The organism is Cedecea davisae (genome assembly GCF_044095835.1).
In the GTDB taxonomy this organism is placed as follows: domain Bacteria; phylum Pseudomonadota; class Gammaproteobacteria; order Enterobacterales; family Enterobacteriaceae; genus Cedecea; species Cedecea davisae.
The window spans coordinates 1,099,264-1,119,953 of the sequence record NZ_CP172054.1 but is presented as its reverse complement, the minus strand read 5'-3'; the positions used below and the strand labels follow the sequence as shown (position 1 = coordinate 1,119,953).

General features: G+C 56.7%; 18 protein-coding genes and 1 other annotated feature. Of the genes, 7 read left to right on the top strand and 11 right to left on the bottom strand.

Annotated features, from left to right (window positions below):
- Positions 1–172 precede the first annotated feature (172 nt).
- Together ACG1VR_RS05830 and ybaL are read left to right on the top strand one after the other, a co-directional pair.
- Positions 173–1,390, top strand: coding sequence for an MFS transporter (locus ACG1VR_RS05830; RefSeq protein WP_016537639.1), 1,218 nt, complete (start codon positions 173–175; stop codon positions 1,388–1,390).
- 218 nt (positions 1,391–1,608) lie between these two features.
- Entirely contained in the window at positions 1,609–3,285 is a 1,677-nt protein-coding gene (gene ybaL / locus ACG1VR_RS05825; RefSeq protein WP_016537641.1) for a YbaL family putative K(+) efflux transporter, read from the top strand.
- A 76-nt stretch (positions 3,286–3,361) separates the two neighbouring features.
- Here ybaL and ACG1VR_RS05820 read toward each other — a convergent pair whose 3' ends face one another.
- Positions 3,362–4,666 carry an inosine/guanosine kinase gene (locus ACG1VR_RS05820; RefSeq protein ID WP_395490440.1) on the bottom strand — a complete coding sequence of 435 codons (1,305 nt, stop codon included), beginning with the start codon at positions 4,664–4,666 and terminating at the stop codon, positions 3,362–3,364.
- 152 nt (positions 4,667–4,818) lie between these two features.
- Here ACG1VR_RS05820 and aes point away from each other — a divergent pair, with 152 nt between their 5' ends.
- Positions 4,819–5,778 (top strand): acetyl esterase, encoded by a 960-nt coding sequence (aes, locus tag ACG1VR_RS05815; RefSeq protein WP_395490439.1) that lies wholly within the window; start codon positions 4,819–4,821, stop codon positions 5,776–5,778.
- Here aes and hemH read toward each other — a convergent pair.
- Positions 5,775–6,737, bottom strand: coding sequence for a ferrochelatase (gene hemH / locus ACG1VR_RS05810; RefSeq protein WP_172569256.1), 963 nt, complete (start codon positions 6,735–6,737; stop codon positions 5,775–5,777). The two genes, aes and hemH, sit on opposite strands and share 4 nt — an antisense overlap.
- Before the next feature lie 134 nt (positions 6,738–6,871).
- Positions 6,872–7,516 carry an adenylate kinase gene (gene adk / locus ACG1VR_RS05805; protein WP_039898575.1) on the bottom strand — a complete coding sequence of 215 codons (645 nt, stop codon included), beginning with the start codon at positions 7,514–7,516 and terminating at the stop codon, positions 6,872–6,874.
- A gap of 372 nt (positions 7,517–7,888) precedes the next feature.
- Here adk and ACG1VR_RS05800 point away from each other — a divergent pair, with 372 nt between their 5' ends.
- Complete coding sequence (locus ACG1VR_RS05800; protein WP_227318793.1) at positions 7,889–8,239, top strand: hypothetical protein; 351 nt, start codon at positions 7,889–7,891, stop codon at positions 8,237–8,239.
- Positions 8,240–8,394: 155 nt separating this feature from the next.
- Here the strand turns inward: ACG1VR_RS05800 and htpG are convergent, their stop codons facing one another.
- From htpG to ACG1VR_RS05785, 3 genes are all read right to left on the bottom strand, one after another.
- On the bottom strand, positions 8,395–10,269 hold the full coding sequence (htpG, locus tag ACG1VR_RS05795; protein WP_039899387.1) for a molecular chaperone HtpG: 1,875 nt from the start codon (positions 10,267–10,269) through the stop codon (positions 8,395–8,397).
- Positions 10,270–10,379: 110 nt separating this feature from the next.
- Positions 10,380–10,985, bottom strand: coding sequence for a recombination mediator RecR (recR, locus tag ACG1VR_RS05790; RefSeq protein WP_039898577.1), 606 nt, complete (start codon positions 10,983–10,985; stop codon positions 10,380–10,382).
- 103 nt (positions 10,986–11,088) lie between these two features.
- On the bottom strand, positions 11,089–11,958 hold the full coding sequence (locus tag ACG1VR_RS05785; RefSeq protein WP_395490438.1) for a pirin family protein: 870 nt from the start codon (positions 11,956–11,958) through the stop codon (positions 11,089–11,091).
- Positions 11,959–12,067: 109 nt separating this feature from the next.
- Here ACG1VR_RS05785 and ACG1VR_RS05780 point away from each other — a divergent pair, with 109 nt between their 5' ends.
- Positions 12,068–12,973, top strand: coding sequence for a LysR family transcriptional regulator (locus ACG1VR_RS05780; protein WP_395490437.1), 906 nt, complete (start codon positions 12,068–12,070; stop codon positions 12,971–12,973).
- A gap of 46 nt (positions 12,974–13,019) precedes the next feature.
- Here the strand turns inward: ACG1VR_RS05780 and ACG1VR_RS05775 are convergent, their stop codons facing one another.
- The 4 genes from ACG1VR_RS05775 to ACG1VR_RS05760 form a co-directional block, all read right to left on the bottom strand.
- On the bottom strand, positions 13,020–13,349 hold the full coding sequence (locus ACG1VR_RS05775; protein WP_016537652.1) for a YbaB/EbfC family nucleoid-associated protein: 330 nt from the start codon (positions 13,347–13,349) through the stop codon (positions 13,020–13,022).
- A gap of 86 nt (positions 13,350–13,435) precedes the next feature.
- Entirely contained in the window at positions 13,436–15,361 is a 1,926-nt protein-coding gene (gene dnaX / locus ACG1VR_RS05770; protein WP_395490436.1) for a DNA polymerase III subunit gamma/tau, read from the bottom strand.
- Positions 14,036–14,100, bottom strand: a sequence feature (DnaX frameshifting element). (Overlaps the previous gene by 65 nt.)
- A 95-nt stretch (positions 15,362–15,456) precedes the next feature.
- The gene (gene apt, locus ACG1VR_RS05765) at positions 15,457–16,008 is read right to left on the bottom strand and encodes an adenine phosphoribosyltransferase (protein ID WP_016537655.1); all 552 of its coding nucleotides are present in this window, start codon (positions 16,006–16,008) and stop codon (positions 15,457–15,459) included.
- 161 nt (positions 16,009–16,169) lie between these two features.
- Positions 16,170–16,538 carry a DUF454 family protein gene (locus ACG1VR_RS05760; protein WP_016537656.1) on the bottom strand — a complete coding sequence of 123 codons (369 nt, stop codon included), beginning with the start codon at positions 16,536–16,538 and terminating at the stop codon, positions 16,170–16,172.
- A 35-nt stretch (positions 16,539–16,573) separates the two neighbouring features.
- Between ACG1VR_RS05760 and priC the strand changes: the two genes are divergently transcribed.
- Complete coding sequence (gene priC / locus ACG1VR_RS05755) at positions 16,574–17,110, top strand: primosomal replication protein PriC (protein ID WP_016537657.1); 537 nt, start codon at positions 16,574–16,576, stop codon at positions 17,108–17,110.
- Positions 17,111–17,134: 24 nt separating this feature from the next.
- A complete protein-coding gene (rsmS, locus tag ACG1VR_RS05750; RefSeq protein WP_172569251.1) occupies positions 17,135–17,293 on the top strand; it encodes a pleiotropic regulatory protein RsmS in 159 nt (52 codons plus the stop codon).
- Positions 17,294–17,302: 9 nt separating this feature from the next.
- Here rsmS and mscK read toward each other — a convergent pair whose 3' ends face one another.
- On the bottom strand, positions 17,303–20,671 hold the full coding sequence (gene mscK, locus ACG1VR_RS05745; protein ID WP_395490435.1) for a mechanosensitive channel MscK: 3,369 nt from the start codon (positions 20,669–20,671) through the stop codon (positions 17,303–17,305).
- Positions 20,672–20,690: the final 19 nt, after the last annotated feature.

The following is a 20,690-nucleotide window of genomic DNA, read 5'->3' as shown; positions in this document are numbered from 1 at the left end:
AAATGTAACTGCGCAGAAATACCAGATAGCCTTCAGGATAGACAACTAACTTTTCCGAAATGCGACTTCCTTCAAATCCGCGGCGCAGGTATGTTAGCAGGGTAACGATTTATCCCGGGCTATCTCCTGCGTAGCCCGCTCTAAAAACAATAAACGTTTTCTACAGGTAATTATGGCAAGTTCTCAAACCCTCACCCAGCCGGGCACGCCCCCGGAGCAAAAAAAAGCGCGCACCGCATTTGGGATCCTCGGAGCCATCAGCCTTTCCCACCTGCTTAACGACATGATTCAATCGCTGATTCTGGCTATCTATCCCCTGCTGCAGGCCGAGTTCTCCCTGAGCTTTATGCAGATTGGGATGATAACCCTGACCTTCCAGCTCTCTTCCTCGCTGCTACAGCCGCTGGTGGGCTACTACACCGACAAATACCCGATGCCGTGGTCGCTGCCGATTGGTATGTGCTTCACCCTTTGCGGCCTGGTTCTACTGGCGCTGGCCGGGAGCTTCCCTGCCGTACTGGTCGCCGCGGCGCTGGTCGGCACCGGTTCGTCGGTGTTCCACCCCGAATCGTCCCGCGTTGCCCGCATGGCTTCCGGCGGCCGTCACGGCCTGGCGCAGTCGCTGTTCCAGGTGGGCGGTAACTTCGGCAGCTCGCTGGGGCCATTACTGGCGGCAGTTATTATTGCGCCATACGGCAAGGGCAATGTCGCCTGGTTCGTGCTGGCCGCGCTGCTGGCCATTATTGTGCTGCTGCAAATCAGCCGCTGGTACGCCGCTCAGCATCGAATCGCGAAGGGCCGCCCGCCTGTGCAGGTGGTTAACCCGCTGCCGCGTAATAAAGTCATTCTGGCGGTCTCCATTCTGCTGCTGCTGATATTTTCCAAATATTTCTATATGGCAAGCATCAGCAGTTACTTCACTTTCTACCTGATGCAAAAATTCGGACTCTCGGTACAAAACGCCCAGATCCACCTGTTTGCTTTCCTGTTTGCGGTTGCGGCAGGGACGGTTATCGGTGGCCCTCTGGGCGACAAAATCGGTAGAAAATACGTGATTTGGGGGTCAATCCTCGGCGTCGCGCCGTTTACCCTTGTTTTACCCTATGCTTCGCTCTACTGGACCGGCGTGCTGACAGTCATCATTGGCTTTATTCTGGCCTCCGCCTTCTCGGCTATTCTGGTGTATGCCCAGGAGCTACTGCCGGGACGTATCGGTATGGTTTCCGGGCTGTTTTTCGGATTTGCCTTTGGGATGGGTGGACTCGGTGCCGCGGTGCTTGGGGTGATTGCCGACCACTCCAGCATTGAATTGGTCTACAAAATATGTGCCTTCCTGCCGTTACTCGGCATTATGACAATATTCCTACCCGATAACCGCCATAAATCCTGACTTTTAGCGGCCAAAGTGTTGCTTTGGCCGCTCCCCGCCCCCATACAGTTTCAGTCACTCCCCCAGATAACTGAGTTAAATGCTACTCAGGGCCTTTTTTTTACCGAAATGCGCTTTTTATCCAAAATTCAACAATTATTCATAAACGCTGAGAGCGAAATTGTCATAAACTGTGTAACAGAAAGTTTTTGGAACATCGGCTAACCAAAGGAGACGGAATGCATCACGCCACACCGCTTATCACCACCATTGTTGGTGGTCTCGTGCTCGCTTTTTTACTCGGTATGCTGGCTAATAAGCTGCGCATATCTCCTCTGGTGGGCTATTTATTAGCTGGCGTGCTGGCAGGTCCCTTTACCCCTGGTTTTGTCGCTGATACCAAACTGGCCCCCGAGTTAGCAGAATTAGGCGTGATTCTGCTGATGTTCGGCGTCGGGCTGCATTTTTCATTGAAGGATTTGATGGCGGTAAAGGCCATCGCCATCCCCGGCGCAATCGCGCAAATAGGCGTTGCGACGCTGCTGGGCATGGCGCTTTCCTGGCTGATGGGCTGGTCGATAATGACCGGCATCGTGTTTGGTCTCTGTTTGTCGACCGCCAGCACCGTGGTGCTGCTGCGCGCCCTTGAGGAGCGGCAGCTAATCGACACCCAGCGAGGGCAGATAGCCATCGGCTGGCTGATTGTTGAAGACCTGGTGATGGTGCTGACGCTGGTGCTGCTGCCTGCGGTTGCCGGCATGCTGGAAAAAGGCGACGTTGGCCTGGCCTCGCTTAGCCTTGATATGGCTATTACCATCGGTAAAGTGGCCGCCTTTATTGCCCTGATGATGCTGGTCGGCCGCCGTCTGGTGCCGTGGATCCTGGCGCGCAGCGCGGCAACCGGCTCCCGCGAGCTGTTTACCCTCTCCGTGCTGGCGCTGGCGCTCGGCATCGCTTTCGGCGCGGTTGAGCTGTTTGATGTCTCCTTCGCCCTCGGCGCTTTCTTTGCCGGGATGGTGCTGAACGAGTCCGAGCTTAGCCACCGCGCGGCGCACGACACGCTGCCGCTGCGCGACGCTTTTGCGGTGCTGTTCTTTGTCTCGGTAGGTATGCTCTTTGACCCGCTGATCCTTATCCAGGAGCCGCTGGCCGTGCTGGGCACGCTGGCGATTATCATCTTCGGTAAGTCGCTGGCCGCTTTCCTGCTGGTGCGCATGTTTGGCCACTCCCAGCGTACCGCACTGACAATTGCCACCAGCCTCGCGCAAATCGGCGAGTTCGCGTTTATTCTCGCGGGCCTCGGCATGGCGCTGAACCTGCTGCCGCAGACCGGGCAAAATCTGGTGCTGGCGGGGGCAATTCTGTCGATTATGCTCAACCCGATTCTGTTCGCTATCCTCGAGCGTTATCTGGAAAAAACCGAGACGCTGGACGAGCAAACGCTGGAGGAAGCTATCGAAGAAGAAAAACAGATCCCGGTGGATATCTGCAACCACGCGCTGCTGGTCGGCTACGGCCGCGTTGGCAGCCTGCTCGGTGAAAAGCTGATTGCCGAAGGCGTGCCGCTGGTGGTGATTGAAACCTCCCGCAGCCGCGTCGATGAGCTGCGCGAGCGCGGTATTCGCGCCGTGCTGGGCAATGCCGCCAATGAAGAAATAATGAATCTGGCGCACCTCGACTGCGCCCGCTGGCTGCTGCTGACTATCCCGAACGGCTATGAGGCCGGGGAGATAGTCGCCGCAGCCAGAGAGAAATGCCCGGATATCGAAATCATTGCCCGCGCCCATTACGACGATGAAGTGGACTACATCACCGAACGCGGCGCAAATCAGGTTGTGATGGGGGAAAGAGAGATTGCCAATACTATGCTTGGGCTGCTGGTTCCGCCGGTTGCTCAGGAAGCGGTGACGGGATAAATCACTTTTTGGGGTGGGCTGCCCGGCTCACCCCTTATTCATTCAGGCTGGCGCTAAACACGTCAGCCTTTTTTGCTTAGCGCTCCCAGTATGACTCTTCCAGGCTATCTTCGCGCTCCGGCAGCCCCCGGGTCAGGCGCGGAGAATGCTGGTTCAGCACCTGATAGCTTACGCGGTTGGCATATTTGCAAACCTGAGCCAGCGACGAATAGGTCAGCCAGGTAAACTTATGCTTGCTGGAGTTGGGCACATTGCTGCGGTGGTAATTGTTGGCGGTAATATCGTGCAGCAGCGCGGCCAGCGCCCCGTCACCCGCGCCGTTGGTGTTCATTATCTTCTCCGGGCCGCCCATGTATGGGGCGATATGGGAGTAGATACGCAGCGGCTCGCTGCAATCCTTCAGGCGCATCGCGCGGCTGAATTCATACTGGTTAAACTCGGCAATCGCCCCCGGCAGCAGCGGGTGCTGAGTTTTGCGTTTCGAGCTTTCTTCGGTGTAGCCCGCCATATAGAGGCCAACCGGCCCGGCGGTGCAAAGCACTAAATCAACCCAGTCGAGCGCCTTATCGGCCGCCAGCAGCGGATCGCTTTCGCCGGTCAGCGCTTCGCCCTCTTCTTCATTCATCGCCAGAATCGACACGTTATCGCGCAGAAACGCCTGCCACCAGGCCGGATCTTCGGCAATCACATATTTGGTTCCCAGCGTCAGGACGACCGGCACGTTATGTTTTTTCGCCCAGCTAATCGCCTGCATCGTGGCGTCCGGCATCGGCTCACCCGGCTTGCAGCGCACAAGATAGGAGGTCAGCACCAGTGCGGAAGCTCCGGCAATCACTTCTTCCGGAATGCTCTCGGGACGCAGCTGATTCATATGCCCCGGGCTGATAGCAAAGGTACGCTCGCCCTGCTCGCCAACCAGCGTAAAGCAGCGACCAATCGCGCCGTCAACGCCCTGCAAATAGTTGAGATCGGTCCGGCTGGAGGTGTTGCAGAGGTAGCGGTAGGCATAGCTGCCTATTTCGATATTGCGGCACATCACCCCGAGTAAAACCGAACGGTCGTCGGCCAGCACCGAGTAATTGTGCATCGTATTGCCGATGGTGCCGCCGGCAAACTGATGGGTAATCAGATTGTTATCAGTCAGCTCACGATAAAGCGCCTCGGCAACGTCATCCTCGATGACCAGCGAGTGGCCGAAACTCAGCCCGTAACGCCGCACAAACTCGTCATCCACTTTGGCTTCAATATCCACCAATGTTTGATCGATACCGACGATCCATGAAGATCCGCTTTCGGACTCAGGCAAAGTTTGCTGAAGCAGCGGATCGCGGGCGCTAACGGGGAAGTAGTGTTTGGACTTGCGTTTACCGGGAAATTTCATGAATGTGTTTAAGAGTGGCCAACTGGGCCGCGCATGGTAGCACATTCCTCCCGGCGAGCGCGACGTGGCGCAAAGTTTCAATATCAGAAGGCAGCGTCCCGGTTTACCGGCTCTCAGTTTCTAAAATGATGCAATTTCACCAGGAGCATCTTATGAAGCCGGAAAACAAAATCCCCGTTCTCGACCTTATTTCGGACGAGATGAAAGCGGCCATCAACGTACGGCAGAATGATCTCCCGCCGTGGCCCTCGACTAACGATTACCCGGCGATGCGCCAGCATTATGCCCTCGAGCGCCGCTACTGGAATGAAGGCGCACCGCAAATGGAGACGAGGGAATGTGAGGTTCCCACGGCTTACGGGGCGGTTAACACGCGCCTCTATCACCCGCAACCGGGCAGCAAAGCCACGCTGTTTTACCTGCACGGCGGCGGCTTTATTCTGGGCAACCTGGACACGCACGACCGTATTATGCGCCTGCTGGCCAGCTACTCCCGGTGTACGGTGATAGGTATTGATTATTCTCTGTCGCCGGAGGCTCGCTTCCCGCAGGCGATTGAAGAAACCATTGCCGCCTGCCGGTACTTTTCTCATCAGGCTGGTGAATATCAACTGAATATGGACACTATCGGCTTCGCCGGGGATTCGGCAGGCGCAATGCTGGCGCTCGCCAGCGCGCTTTGGCTGCGCGACAGGGATATTCATTGCGGCAGAGTGGCAGGCGTGCTGCTGTGGTACGGCCTTTATGGGCTACAGGATTCCGTCAGCCGCCGGCTGCTGGGCGGCGAGTGGGATGGGTTAACACGGCGGGATCTGGAGATGTACGAAAATGCCTTGCTGCGCGATGCGGCAGATCGCGAGTCGCCGTATTACTGCCTGTTCAATAACGATCTCACACGCGATGTACCGCCCTGCTTTATCGCTGGTGCAGAGTTCGATCCTTTGCTCGACGACAGCCGCCTGCTGTATCAGACGTTAAAGGCGCATCATCAGCCTTGCGAATACAAACAGTATTCCGGCACGCTGCACGCCTTCCTGCACTATTCACGCGTGATGAAAGCCGCCGATGCGGCTCTGCGTGACGGGGCGCGTTTCTTCAACGCGCAGATTTAGCGGTAGCGGGCGACCAGGTTTTCCATCATCGCGATATGGGCCGGATCGTCGTTCAGCGCCGGGATGTATTCATACTTCGTGCCGCCAGCCTCGATAAACACTTCGCGGTTCTGGACCGCCATTTCTTCGAGGGTTTCCAGGCAGTCGGCGGAGAAGCCCGGGCACATCACCTGAATATGCTTCACGCCCTTTTCGGCCAGCATCTTCAGCGTTTCGTCGGTATACGGCATCAGCCACGGTTCGCGGCCAAAGCGTGACTGGTAGGTCATCATCACTTTTTCCGGCGGCAACTCAAGCACGCTCAGCAACTCCCGGGTGGTATCGCGGCAGCGCTGCGGGTAGTCGTCACCTTCGTTCGCGTAGCGCTGCGGAATGCCGTGATAGGAGAGCAGCAGCACGTCCGGCTCGCCGTGTTCGGCAAAGGAACGTTTAACCGATGCCGCGAGCGCGTTGATATATCCGGCGTCGGTGGCGTAATCGCGGATCAGGGAAATTGACGGCAGGCTGCGGTAGTCAGCAAAAATTCGGCCCAGCTCGTCCCATACCGCAGCCACGGTTGAACAGGAAAACTGAGGGTAAAGCGGGAGCACAACAATATGCGTCACGTTCTGCGCCAGCAAATCGTCTACCGCGCTTTTCAGCGAAGGCTCGCCGTAGCTCATGCCGAGCGCTACCGGCGTATCGGGCAACTGCCGCGCCAGAGCCTGCTGCTGCCGACGGCTATAAACCATCAGCGGGGAACCTTCTTCCATCCAGATAGACTGGTAGAGTTTCGCCACGCGCGGCGAACGCAGCGGCAAAATCACCCCGCGCAGAAGCGGCCACCATAACAGGCGCGGCGTATCCACCACGCGTCGGTCGCTCAGGAACTGACGCAGATAGCGGTTAACCGCCGCGGGCGTTGGGGCGCTCGGTGTGCCAAGGTTAGCCAGTAAGATGCCAATTTTTTCCTGATTCATTCCCACCCCTTATCTTTAAATTGCCGTCAATTGTAACGTAAAAGAGCGAAACGAGAACCGATTACAGCAAGAGGAGAAATTTCAGGCAAAAAAATACCAGGGACAGGCCCTGGTATTGATTTTAGAAGCCGAAATTATCCGAGGATTTTTTCCAGTTCAGCGCGGACCGCAGCAACTGCCTGAGTCCCGTCAACTTTGGCGTATTGGGTGTTACCCGCCTGAGCTTCTTTAGAGTAATAACCGATCAGCGGAGCGGTCATCTGATGGTATTCCACCAGGCGCTTACGCACGGTCTCTTCCTGATCGTCTTTACGAGTGGTCAGCTCTTCGCCGGTCACGTCGTCTTTACCTTCAACCTTCGGTGGGTTGAATTTGATGTGGTAAACGCGGCCGGAAGCGGCGTGTACGCGGCGGCCCACGATGCGGTCAACGATCAGCTCGTCCGGCACGTCGAATTCCAGCACGAAATCAACATTGATACCCGCTTCTTTCATGGCGTCAGCCTGCGGGATAGTACGCGGGAAGCCGTCCAGCAGGAAACCGTTACGGCAGTCTTCCTGCGCAATGCGCTCTTTTACCAGGGCGATAACCAGTTCATCGGTCACCAGTTTGCCAGCATCCATGATGTCTTTGGCCTGTTTACCCAGTTCTGAACCAGATTTGACTGCGGCGCGTAACATGTCACCGGTGGAGATTTGCGGAATGCCGTATTTCTCCATGATGAACTGAGCCTGAGTCCCTTTACCTGCGCCCGGAGCGCCGAGCAGAATGATACGCATTGCGTAATTCCCCATACGTTTAAATATTCAATCGAATTTGAGGCGAAAACCATACCACTAAAGGCGGTATCATCACAAGAAAGCGAGGGGGTCAGGCTACAGCCTGAAGCCTCGATCCCGCCTGGATTACGGGCGTTTTCCCGCTCCGGCTTAAGCCAGAATCGGTTCAGCCAGACATCATTTTTTTCTCTACAGGCATCGACCTGCTCCAGGATTATTCGTAGATCCTGCCGGATTGATAAAAAGGGTGGGCTATATATATAAGGTTTATGTGCGGCAATTATAATCACGCTCAATACGGTCGGGCGTCTGCATAAGACACCGGGCTGCCAACAAGGACGCACTATTTTGCTACGAGGAAGAGCACCTGCCATGAATAAAACCTTAATCGCCCTCACCTGTTGTTTTCTGTTAAGCGGCTGCGCGTCGCAGTGGGTAAAAACACGCAGCAATGCGCAGGAGTACACAACCTCACGCGCAACCTGTGAAACCCAGTCTCAGCAGACTTTCCCGGTGAGAAACGAGGTTGCACAGCGTACTAAGTACACGACTTACTATGAAGCCTGCACCAAGAAAGATGATTGTGACGGAGAGAAAACTCGGGCGGTAAAAAAGCCGGAGATTGAAAGCTATGTGATGGACGTAAATAGCGAAAGCCGCGACAAGTTATTTTATCAGTGCATGGAACTCAAAGGCTGGGAAAGCAAGATCCAGTGGCTGTAATGCCCGGAATTCAACGTCAAATATCCGCATTGCGGACTGAGAAATAACCTTACTTTTTTAATTAATTTATTTTCAGGCGTTTGCTGCGCCCAATAATTTAAGTAAAAAAAACCACCTGACGATGCAGGTGGTTTTTATCAGCTTATCAACGCAGCTCAGGAAACCAGCAGCTGGTTCATACGGCGAATAAACTGGTTCGGATCTTCCAGCTGCCCGCGCTCGGCCAGCAGAGCCTGGTCAAGCAGCAGCTCAACCCACTCGCCGAACTGCGCGTCATCCTGGGTATCGGCAACGCGTTTCACCAGCGCGTGCTCAGGGTTCAGCTCAAAGATGTATTTCACCTCAGGCACTTCCTGGCCCGCCGCGGCGAACAGCTTCGCCATCTGGGTGCTCATGTCGTTGCTGTCGGTGGTGACAATCGCCGGCGTGTCCGTCAGGCGGTGAGTTAAACGCACCTCTTTCACACGCTCACCCAGCAGGGACTTCACGCGATCAACGAACGGCTCAAGCGCCTTTTCGGCTTCTTTCGCTTCTTCAGTTTCTTCGTCCGCCAGTTTCTCCAGCGACTCGTCCGTTTTGCTCACGGACTGGAAAGCTTTGCCGTCAAATTCGGTCAGGTAGCTCATCATCCATTCATCAATGCGGTCGGAAAGCAGCAGTACCTCGATGCCTTTCTTACGCAGCAGTTCCAGATGCGGGCTGCTCTTCGCCGCCGCGTAGCTGTCTGCGGTGATGTAATAGATTTTCTCCTGCCCTTCTTTCATGCGGGAGACGTACTCTTCCAGCGACACGGTCTGCGCGGCAGAGTCGGTATGCGTGGTGGCAAAGCGCAGCAGTTTAGCAATGGCTTCCTGGTTGGCGCTGTCTTCCGCCGGGCCTTCTTTCAGCACCAGGCCGAAGCTTTTCCAGAAGGTCTGGTATTTCTCGGCGTCGTCTTTAGCCAGCTTGTCCAGCATTTGCAGTACACGCTTGCTCAACGCGCTACGCAGGTTTTGCGTCACGCGGCTGTCCTGCAGGATTTCACGAGAGACGTTCAGCGGCAGGTCGTTGGAATCTATCAGGCCGCGAACAAAGCGCAGGTAGTTCGGCATGAACTGCTCGGCATCGTCCATGATAAACACGCGCTGCACGTACAGCTTCAGACCGTGTTTATGGTCACGATTCCACATATCCCACGGCGCCTGGGAAGGGATATACAGCAGGCTGGTGTATTCCTGCTTACCTTCCACGCGGTTGTGGCTCCACGTTAGCGGGTCGGTGAAGTCGTGGGCGATGTGCTTGTAGAACTCTTTGTATTCGTCTTCGCTAACTTCAGATTTGCTACGGGTCCACAGCGCCTGAGCTTTGTTGATTTTTTCCCAGCTGACGATGGTTTCACCGTCTTTCTCTTCGTGCTGTTCAATCTCAACCGGCAGAGCGATATGGTCGGAATATTTGCTGATGATAGAGCGCACGCGCCAGTCATCGAGGAACTCGTCTTCGCCTTCGCGCAGATGCAGGGTGATTTCGGTGCCGCGATCGGCTTTTTCGATGTCGGCAACGGTGTACTCGCCCGCACCTTCAGACTCCCAGAACACACCCTGATCCGCGCTGGCGCCAGCGGCGCGGGTACGGACGGTAACTTTGTCCGCCACGATAAACGCGGAGTAGAAGCCGACGCCGAACTGGCCAATCAGCTGGCTGTCTTTAGCCTGATCGGAACCCATAGATTCGAGGAAAGCTTTGGTGCCTGATTTGGCGATAGTGCCCAGATGGTCAATCACTTCATCGCGGGTCATGCCGATGCCGTTATCGGCGATGGTCAGCGTGCGTTTATCTTTGTCGAAGGAAACACGAACGCGCAGTTCGCCGTCGCCTTCATACAGATTAGCGTCCGACAGCGCGCGAAAACGCAGCTTGTCTGCCGCATCGGAGGCGTTGGAGATCAGTTCACGCAGGAAGATTTCTTTATTTGAATAAAGAGAGTGGATCATCAGGTGCAGAAGCTGTTTTACCTCTGACTGAAAACCGCGGGTCTCTTGTCCTTTCATGGTCATTGATACCTCAACAAAATCAAACGGGATGAAGAAAACGTTGAGGTGGATATGGTAGCGATTTGTGCCTTTTCAAGCAGGAGGAGGGAAAAACCTCCCCCGACCGATTAAAAATTAATCTTGTGGCGACCCACCAGCGAATGCGAGAGCGTGGTGCCGTCCACCATTTCAAGTTCGCCGCCGACCGGCACGCCGTGGGCGATACGGCTGGCTTCCACGCCGTACTGGGCACAAAGTTCGCCGATATAGTTTGCGGTGGCTTCGCCTTCAACCGTTGGGTTGGTGGCGAGGATAACCTCTTTCATCTGCTCGCTGGCCAGGCGCTGCTCAAGACGATCGAGGCCGATATCGTTCGGGCCGATGCCGTCCAGCGGCGACAGATGCCCCATCAGCACAAAGTAGCGGCCTGAGAACTGGCCGGTCTGCTCGATGGCGTGAATATCCGCCGGGCTTTCAACTACGCAAATCTGGCCGTTTTCCTGGCGACGCGGGTTAGAGCAAATGGAGCAAACTTCCTGCTCGGTAAAAGTGCGGCAGTCCGCGCAGTGGCCGATTTCCGACATCGCTCGGGTCAGCGCCTGGGCAAGACGCATACCGCCGCTGCGGTCACGCTGCAACAGGGCAAAAGCCATGCGCTGGGCTGATTTTGGGCCGACGCCGGGCAGGCAGCGCAGGGATTCCATAAGGGCTGAAAGTAAAGGGCTGGTTTGCATCGCTCAGACTTGTGTGGAAAAAGTGGGGTATAGCCTAACATTAGCCCCGCGAGCGGGTATAGGAAAAGATATCCCCCGCACGATTGCTCGCCGGGGGATAATTTTACGCGATGTCTTTGCCGAAACGTCCCTGATTGAAATCATCGATAGCCTGATGAATTTCCTCTTTGCTGTTCATCACAAACGGGCCGTAACCGACAACAGGCTCATTCAGCGGCTCGCCGCTAAGCACCAGGACAACCGCATCATTGTTGGCTTCAAGGGTTATGCTATCGCCTTTGGAGTCCAGCACCACCAGTTGCGCTTCGCGAACCACTTCTTCGCCGTTAACCAGCACCGTGCCTTTCAGCACCACCAGCGCGGTATTCCAGCCATCCTGCAATTCAAGCCGGGTTACGCCCCGTGCGTTTAGGCGCAGATCCCAGATGCCCAGCGGCGAAAAGGTTCTGGCCGGGCCTTTGCTGCCCGCAAACTCACCGGCAATAACCCGGGCGCTACCCGCATTGTCCGGCAGGGCAACGACCGGAATATCGGCGTCGGTAATCGGCTGATAATGCGGTGCCGTCATTTTGTCTTTCGCCGGGAGGTTCACCCACAGCTGCACCATTTCCAGAGTGCCGCCCGCTTCGCTAAAAGCAGGAGAGTGATACTCTTCGTGCAGAATACCGCTCCCGGCGGTCATCCACTGCACGTCGCCCTCGCCAATTACGCCGCCATTACCGGCATTATCCCGGTGGGCCACCTCACCTTTATAAACAATAGTGACGGTCTCAAAGCCGCGATGCGGATGCTGATCCACGCCGCGCTGGCCTTTATTGCTCGGCTTAAACTCGGCCGGGCCAGCGTAGTCCAGCAGCAAAAACGGGCTAAGCTGCTGGGCAAATTTCGAGTAAGAGAACAAAGAGCGCACCGGGAAACCATCGCCCACCCAGTGGGAAGCCGGAGCCGTGTATACGCCAAGAATTGATTTCATGATCCTTCTCCACATGCATTGTTTCTGATGTCATAAAGCTTACCCGTAAGACGCTAGGCCCGGTAGAGTGCTAAAGTAGACTCAGTGTTCCATATTCAGGACAATAGAGATGCAGGATTTAAACGACCTCTGGTACTTCGTGCAGGTGGTGGAACACGGAGGCTTTTCGCCCGCCAGCCGGGTTATTGGCATCCCCAAGTCGCGCCTTAGCCGCCGCATAGCGCTGCTTGAAGAGAGGCTGGAAACTCGCCTGCTCCAGCGCTCAACGCGCAGCTTTACCGTGACCGAAGCCGGGCAAATTTTCTACCGCCACTGCAAAGCGATGATGATTGAAGCCGAAGCGGCGCAGGAAGCTATCGACACCCTGAAAGCCGAGCCGCGCGGCCTTATCCGCCTCACCTGCCCGATTGCGCTGCTGCATATCCATGTGGGCACCATGCTGGCAGGCTTTATGAATAAATACCCGCAGATAACCCTCCACCTGGAGGAGACCAACCGCAGGGTAGACGTGCTGAATGAAAACGTCGATTTAGCCATTCGCGTGCGCCCGCTGCCGCTGGACGATAGCGATTTAGTGATGCGCAAGCTGGCGGTGCGCAGCCTGTGCCTGGTCGCCAGCCCGAAGCTGGTTGAGCAGTTCGGCATGCCCGCCTCCCCCGCGGATTTACAGAGCTGGCCCAGCCTCGCCCTTGACAGACCGCAGCAAACCTACCGCTGGTGCCTGCTTGGGCCAGAGGGCCAGGAAGCGACGATCCATCACCAGCCGCGTTTTATTACTACCGATATGATTGCGCTGCGCACCGCGGCGCAGGAAGGCGTGGGCGTGATACAGCTGCCAAAGCTGATGCTGCGAGAACAGCTAGCCAACGGAAGCCTGGTTCATGTGCTGCCTGAATGGCGGGCGCGGGCGGAGATAATTCATCTGGTCTTCCCCTCCAGGCGCGGGCAATTACCGGCCGTGCGGGCGCTAATAGATTATCTGGCGGAGCGTTACGAGGAGCTGGGGGAGGAATAATTGTGGGCTCCCTTCTCCGGGAAGGAGAAGGGAATTTACGGCAAAATCAGAATGGCATTTTGAAGCCAGGCGGCAGCTGCATGCCGCTGGAAACGCCGGCCATTTTCTCTTTCTGCGCTTCGCCAATACGACGAGCCGCATCGTTGAACGCCGCGGCAACGAGGTCTTCGACCATCTCTTTGTCGTCTTCCAACAGGCTTGGGTCGATTTCAACGCGGCGGCAGTTATGCGCCCCGTTGATGGTCACTTTCACCAGGCCCGCGCCGGACTCGCCGGTGACTTCCATGTTGGCGATTTCTTCCTGAGCTTCAGCCATTTTTTCCTGCATCTGCTGGGCCTGCTTCATCAGGTTACCCAGACCGCCTTTTCCAAACATAATATTCTCTCTTTCGTCGGGCCAGCCCTCGCGGAATGCGGGAGTGGCTATCGGGGTTTTACACTATGCCGCCCAAAAACGGCATATCAAATTGGGCGAATACTATCTTCATCCAGCTCGGCATCAAAGAATCTTTGCAAAGTCTGAATATTGCTGTCGCTGCTCATTGACTCGCGAGCCTGCGCCAGCTTCTCTTCATAGATAGCCTGGCGCCACTCCAGAGGAGTACGGCGAGCCTGGTTCTCATCTTCAATAATAGTCAGTTCTACGGCCTCGCCATGGAGCGAACTCATGGCATCTGCCAGCGTTTTTTGCGCCGATGGCGAGTTTAAATGGCGCTGGCCGGGACGTAAATGCAGACAAACCCGATTTCCGTCCTGCTCTTTCCAGGCGTTCAGCGCCAGCTGCTGCACCAGCTTTGGCAGTACCAGCTTATCTATCTCGGCCGCCCATTCATCTCGCTCAAGAGACTCTGCCGCCAGCTTTTGCGCCAGCTCAGGGGTCTTCTCATGCTCCAGCGCCTTTTTCAACGCTTTGGGCGTGGCTACCGGCTCTGGCACCACTTCAACCGGATTCTGCGACTTCCAGCGGTAGGCTTCCGGCTTAGCCGGTTTTTCCGGCACGGACGGCGCGGGGCGCGACTGAACGCGCTCGGTCACCGAGGCCAGACGTTCCAGCGCGGAACTCTTTGCCGGCCGCGCTAGTCTTTGCGCCGCCGGCTCATTCTTTTTTGCTTTGTCAGCCTCCTGCTGGCGCATCAGTTGGCTGCGCGCCTGGAGGATTTGGCTGGTTGAGTCCGGTAACGCTGCGGCTTCCCGGTTCGGCGGTGGAGCCGCCTGAGGCCTGGCAGCAGGCTGAACCGCAGCCTGGTTAACCACCGGAATGGCCGCCGCCTGGCGCGGGACTTCCGGCTCCGGCAGCGGTTTACGCGGGTGGAACGCCAGGGCGCGCAGCAGCGTCATTTCAACGCCCATGCGCCTGTCCGGCGCCCAGGGTAATTCTTTGCGCCCAATCAGCAGCGTCTGGTAATAAAGCTGTACGTCGGCGGGAGGCACAACGCGGGCCAGCTCGCGCATACGCTGCTCAATCGCCGCCATGTCGCTGCCCAAAGCGGACGGCGAAAGCTGAACCATGGCAACGCGGTGCAGCAGGGCGGACATCTCTACCAGCAGCGCTTCCCACTCGATACCGCGTGCGGCGGCGTCGTTCAGCAGGGCCATCACACGCTGCCCGTCGGCATGTACCATCGCCTCAATCAGCGATAGCGCCTGGTCATCGTCAAGGGTGCCGAGCATCGCGCTGACGGCGGCGGTTGTTACCTGCCCGTCCCCGCTGGCAATCGCCTGATCCGTCAGGCTCAGAGCGTCACGCAGGCTGCCGTCGGCGGCGCGGGCAAGCAGTTGCAAAGCCCGTGGCTCGCTGGCTACTTTCTCTTCGCCAAGAATGTGCTCCAGCTGATGGCGGATCTGTTCGACATCCAGCGCTTTCAGGTGGAATTGCAGGCAGCGGGAAAGAATGGTCACCGGCAGCTTTTGCGGATCGGTGGTTGCCAGCAGGAATTTTACGTGCGGAGGCGGCTCTTCCAGCGTCTTCAACAAGGCGTTGAAGCTGTGGCGGGAAAGCATATGAACTTCGTCAATCAGGTAGACTTTAAAGCGGCCACGCGCCGGAGCGTACTGGACGTTATCCAGCAGGTCACGGGTGTCTTCAACCTTGGTGCGCGAAGCGGCGTCTATCTCAATCAGGTCAACAAAGCGACCCTGTTCGATTTCCCGGCAGTTATCGCACACGCCGCACGGCGTGGCGGTAATCCCGGTTTCACAATTCAGCCCTTTCGCCAGCAGGCGGGCGATAGAGGTTTTCCCCACCCCGCGGGTGCCGGAAAAAAGATACGCATGATGAATGCGGCCCAGCGACAAACCATTAGCCAGCGCGGTCAGTACGTGTTGCTGGCCGACAACATCAGCAAAAGTTTGTGGGCGCCATTTGCGGGCTAAGACCTGGTAGCTCATCTGGAGTTAGGCTCTGGTTCGCGGGAAAGGTGAATCGAGGGGGTAATGCTACCACATGCCCCGCCCGATCGGCGAGGCTTGCAGGTCGGAGAAGCTTAGTGGCCCGGGAACGGCACCAGGCAGAAGCTTTTCACGCCCATTTTCTCAAGGCGCTGCTCGCCGCCGAGGTCAAACAGGTTGATAACGAAGGCCGCATCGGTCACTTCGCCACCCAGGCGACGGATAAGTTTTACCGTTGCTTCGATAGTGCCGCCGGTCGCCAGCAGATCGTCCACCACCAGCACTTTATCGCCCGGTTGGATGGCATCAACGTGGATTTCCAGGCTGTCGGTGCCGTATTCCAGCTCGTAGCTTTCGGCAATGGTTTCACGCGGCAGTTTACGCGGCTTGCGCACAGGGATGAAACCCACGCCAAGCTCCAGCGCAACCGGCGCACCGAACAGGAAGCCACGCGCTTCGGTGCCGACAACTTTAGTGATGCCCGCATCTTTAAAGCGCGAAACTAACAGAGCAATACTGGTGGCGTATGCTTTCGGATCTTCCAGCAAGCTGGTAACGTCACGGAACAGGATCCCTGGTTTTGGATAATCAGGAACGCTTTTAATGCTGTTTTTGAGATATTCAAGCTGCTGCGCAGTCGCGGTCATTGGTTTATGCCTGCTAAAAACATGATACTAAACAGGGTACGCTTTTGGCTGGTAGATGCACTACTGGTTAACGCTTAACCGCCCGTACCCGTGCTCGAAAACGCTCGAATTTACTGGCAGCCAGCGACAAATGCAACAGCTTCGGCTGCGGTTTGCTGCTTTTATTGCTTTTCGTCAACCACCGGGATGCGCCAGATAAATATTAGCAGCGCGCAGAGGATAACCAACAGCAAAACTCTCACCCACGGTATCTCCACCAGCCACAGCGAAACGGCGAAGGTGATGAGAATAAAAATAATCGCTCGCGGCTTTGCGCCCGGAGGCATCGCCCGGTGCTGCTGCCAGTAGCGCAAATAGCTGCCGAACCACGAGCGGTAAAGCAGCCAGTGATGAAAACGCGGCGATGAGTTAGCAAAACACCATGCGGCCAGCAGCAGGAAAGGCGTAGTCGGCAGCAAAGGCAGCACCACGCCAAGCGTTGCCAGCACTACCGCCAGCCAGCCGATGATGATTAAAATAATACGCTTCATGCCTTTACCCCTGACAATCCCTGGAGAGCCATTTTGTGAAAACCGCGTCGCTGTTACAAGCCCTGGAAGCTCGCGTTAGCGAGCTGGCGGCGGCCGTTGAGCCGGTTGCATTGCAGCGAGCCTCTCAGGCCCGCTTCGACCGCAAGCTCTTCCAGACCCACAGCACCCAGCTTAAAGATTATTTGCACGAGGCTCAGGCTAATCTCGCCCAGCTCCAGCTTAGCGTCAGCCACGGCAAAACCGACCAGGTGGCGTTTATCGCCGAAAAGCTGGTCGCGCAAATTGCCGCTTTACAGAGGGAGCTTGCCACCGCGCACCTGCGTAAAACCGAGCCGCAGCAAAAAGCGCAGGAAAACCTCTACGAAAAGCTGGCCACGCACCAGGATTATGAGCGCAGGCTGCTGGCGATGGTCAACGACCGCGAGAGTCAGCACGCCGCGCAAACCACGCTTGCCGGGCAGCAAAAACTCCAGCGCGAAATCGCCGCAATGGAAGGTCGCCTGCAACGTTGCCGCCAGGCTCTGGCTCGTATAGAGCGGGCGATTGAACGGCGCGAACGCGGTTTAAGTTAACTCAAAATACGGTAAGGAAAGCGGATGTCTTTAGAGAACGCCCCGGACGAGGTCAAACTGGCCGTCGACTTGATTATGCTGCTTGAGCAGCACCAAATCCCCAACCATACCGTCCTCGCGGCGCTGGAAATCGTGCGTGATGATTTTCTGCGTAAACAGCGGGAAGAAGCCTCTTCCCGCTAGTTTTTACCCTTAGTCAGAAGGCGGCAGCAGCCTGCCGCTTTTGCCCAGGTCACGCTTCACTTCGGTCAGCTCTTCGCCCTTCTCATTGTGCAGATGCACCTCGAGCTGGTTGAAGGCGATATTAATGTTGTTTTCGCGGCACAGCCTGTCGATTGCGCGGTTCAGCTCGTCAACGGTGATGCTGCGGTCGCGCAGTTCACGCACGTATAAACGCAGCTCGTGGTCGAGCGTGCTGGTCCCAAAGGTGGTGAAGTACACCGACGGCTCTGGGTCATGCATCACGCGCGGGTGTTCCATTGCCGCCTTCAGCAGCACCTCTTTCACCTTGTCGAGGTCAGACCCGTAGGCCACGCCGAGTTTGATAACCACGCGGGTAATGGTGTCGGTCAACGACCAGTTGATCAGCCGCTCGGTCACAAACGCCTTGTTCGGGATAATCACCTCTTTGCGGTCAAAGTCGGTAATCGTCGTGGCGCGAATACGAATTTTGCTGACGCTGCCGGAGAAGGTGCCAATGGTCACGGTATCGCCGATGCGCACCGGACGTTCGAACAGAATAATCAGGCCGGAAACGAAGTTACCGAAGATTTCCTGTAGCCCGAAGCCCAGACCAACGGACAGCGCCGCCGCCAGCCATTGCAGCTTATCCCAGGATACGCCGAGCGAACCAAACACCGTCATCGCCCCGATAACGATAATCGCATAGTTGAGAATGGTGGTGATGGCGTAAGAAGCCCCCTGGCGCATTTTCAGGCGCGAGAGCACCAGCACTTCCAGCAGGCCCGGTAAGTTGCGGATCAGCGCCCAGGCCACCATCGCGGCGACCAGCGCAAACAGCAGGCTGCCCATGGTGACGTTTCTCATCACCGTCGTTCCGGCTTCGCTGCCGGTGTAGTGCCACAGCACGATGCTGTCGAGGTAGGCAAAGACCGTGATTAAATCAGACCAGATTGCGTAAAACACCAGGCCAAACAGCGCGAACATCAGCAGCATAGTGAGGCGCATGGTCTGCTGGTTAATCTGATCGAGCGCTAACGGCGGCTCTTCTACCGGCTCGGCACCTTCCGCGCCCTCCTTCACCATGTTCTGGCGGCGGGCCAGCGCACGGCGATAGGCAATACGCCGCGCCGCCACGCTCAGGCCGCGGATCACGGTCTGGTGGATCAGGTTCCAGATAATTACCAGGTAAACGGTGTCTATCCAGCGGTTAGCCAGGCGCAGCGTGGTGTAGAAATAGCCGGTAGCCGTCAGCACCAGCAGCGCGACCGGCACCACGGAGAGCACGGTAATTGTCACCAGCCGCAGCGGATGTGACTCTTTGTCGCGCCAGTTATCGCGACACATCGGGATAACCAGGCCGGTGATCAGCAGCAGGTTAAGGAAAATCATAAACTGCCCGAGCACGTCGTCCATCAGGTGCAGCGGCGACAGCTCGCCCACCACCGACCAGAACAGCAGCGGCAGTAGCGCAAAGCTAATGCGCACAATCTGGCGACGATAGTGGCGGGTCAGATCCTGCGGCATATTGAACCAGGTCACCGCCAGACCACGGCTGCCAAGGATGCGCCACGCCATACCGAACACCAGCCAGAACAGCGCAAGCTCTTTAGCAAATGCCCACAGCAGCTCGCTGATATTGGTTTGCATAAACAGCACCACCAGCCCCACGGCAAGGATAGCCATGGTCAGCGGCAGAACTTTCAGAAAGTTAAGCAGAATCGCTTTCGGGGTATTCAGCTGGCTGTCGGTGCGTAATTGCCCGACCTCGGAGGCGAGTTTTGCCAGCCGCTTGTCGATCCATTTATAGCGCCAGCGCAGCAGCCCTGCGAGCAGCAATAAAGGCAAGGCGGTAAACAGCGACATGAACAGCCCATCCAGCACTTTGTGCCAGGTGATATCCAGCTTCATTGCTTTGATTTGGCCGTGCAGCGCACCCGGGAAGGATTTGATCCACTCCCAGTTCATCGGTTTGTTACTGTTTACCCAGAAGATTTGCTGGGTCAGCATTTTTTGCAGACTGGTGCTGACGCTCATCAGCTGCTGCTGGTTGATTTGCAGGTTTATCGCCATCATCAGCTGGTTGCCGAGCTGCTTATTCAGCTGGTCCAGCAGTTCACGGCGCATATCCACCACCTGCATCAGGGCGTCATGAACTTCGTCATTAACCTCGTTCTTATGCCCTTCTTCTATTTTCCCAACGTAGCTGTCGCTCTGGAACATCGCATCGCGCTGCTGGTTGATATCAAACTGCTCGAGGCGCAGGTCGGCGATGCGGTTGGTCAAATCCTCAAGCTCGTCGGCGGACGGCAGAGTTTGCTGCTGCTGGTAGAGAATACGCGACAGCAGCAGACTGCCTTTCAGGACCGAAATTTGTTCTTTTAGATTGCGCTCAGACTGGAGCGCCCGGTCGAGCCAGTTCTTCACCCGAATATTACGCTGAACCAGTTCGTTACCGCTCTGCGTGGCGTTGATAAGGCGCTGGCTAAGCTGATGGTTAACGTCCAACTCCTGGCGCACCAGCGGGTTGTTTTGGATAGCGCTGGCGTCGTCCGGGGTGACCGCTTCCTGCGCGGTCTTCTCGGTGAGGGTCAAACGTTTATTGTTGACCGACTCCTGCAGCAGCTGCAGGGAATGCTCCAGCTGGTTGATATTCGCCGTGGTGTAGTCACGCTGTTTCTGGAGCGCATCCTGCAACACGGTATTGCCCTCAAGGCTTTTACGCTGCTGCTCTATCTGAGCGTTGAGCAGCGCCTGCTGCACCAGCAGCATATTTTGCTGGCTTGGCCGCAGTGTGGCCTCGCCCGGCGTGGTGCCGTTCAGCCGGTTACGAACCTGCAACAGCTGCTGGGAAGCGCTATACATCGCGTTCTGCACGCGTTCGGGCTGAGTCTGCAACGAGACAAGCTGGCTGTTATAAGTCGAGAGATCGTTATTCGCCGCCTGGAGCTGGTCCAGCACCGTGGTTAAGCGGGCCTCCAGCTGGCGTAAAGAGAGAGTGCTCAGCGTTTTGCGCGTGGCCTCATCATCGTTCGGCTCGCTCAGAGAGTTAAGCGCGTCCGTCGCCTGCTTCAGCTTGTCCGGCGCCTGGGCCACGGTAGTTTTCAGCTGAGCGGTCTCCTGCTTCACGCGGTCGAGCTTGTCCAGCATCTCGAGCGTGTCGGAGAGATCTTTCTGCGTCAGCTTGTCGTCGGCAGTGAGGTTTTTTTGCTTGTTCAGCGAGTCCAGCTGCGACTGTACTTCCGCCCGAGCGGGAAGATCGCCGTTGTTCTGCGCCGCCTGGGCCGCGTGGAAAGGCAGCAGGATGGAAGCAAAAAGAAACAGGAACAGAATAAACGCGGAACGGGAAGTCCGCGACGGAGCGTTGTGCTGCTTTGTCATGATTGAGTCGTTACGGTGC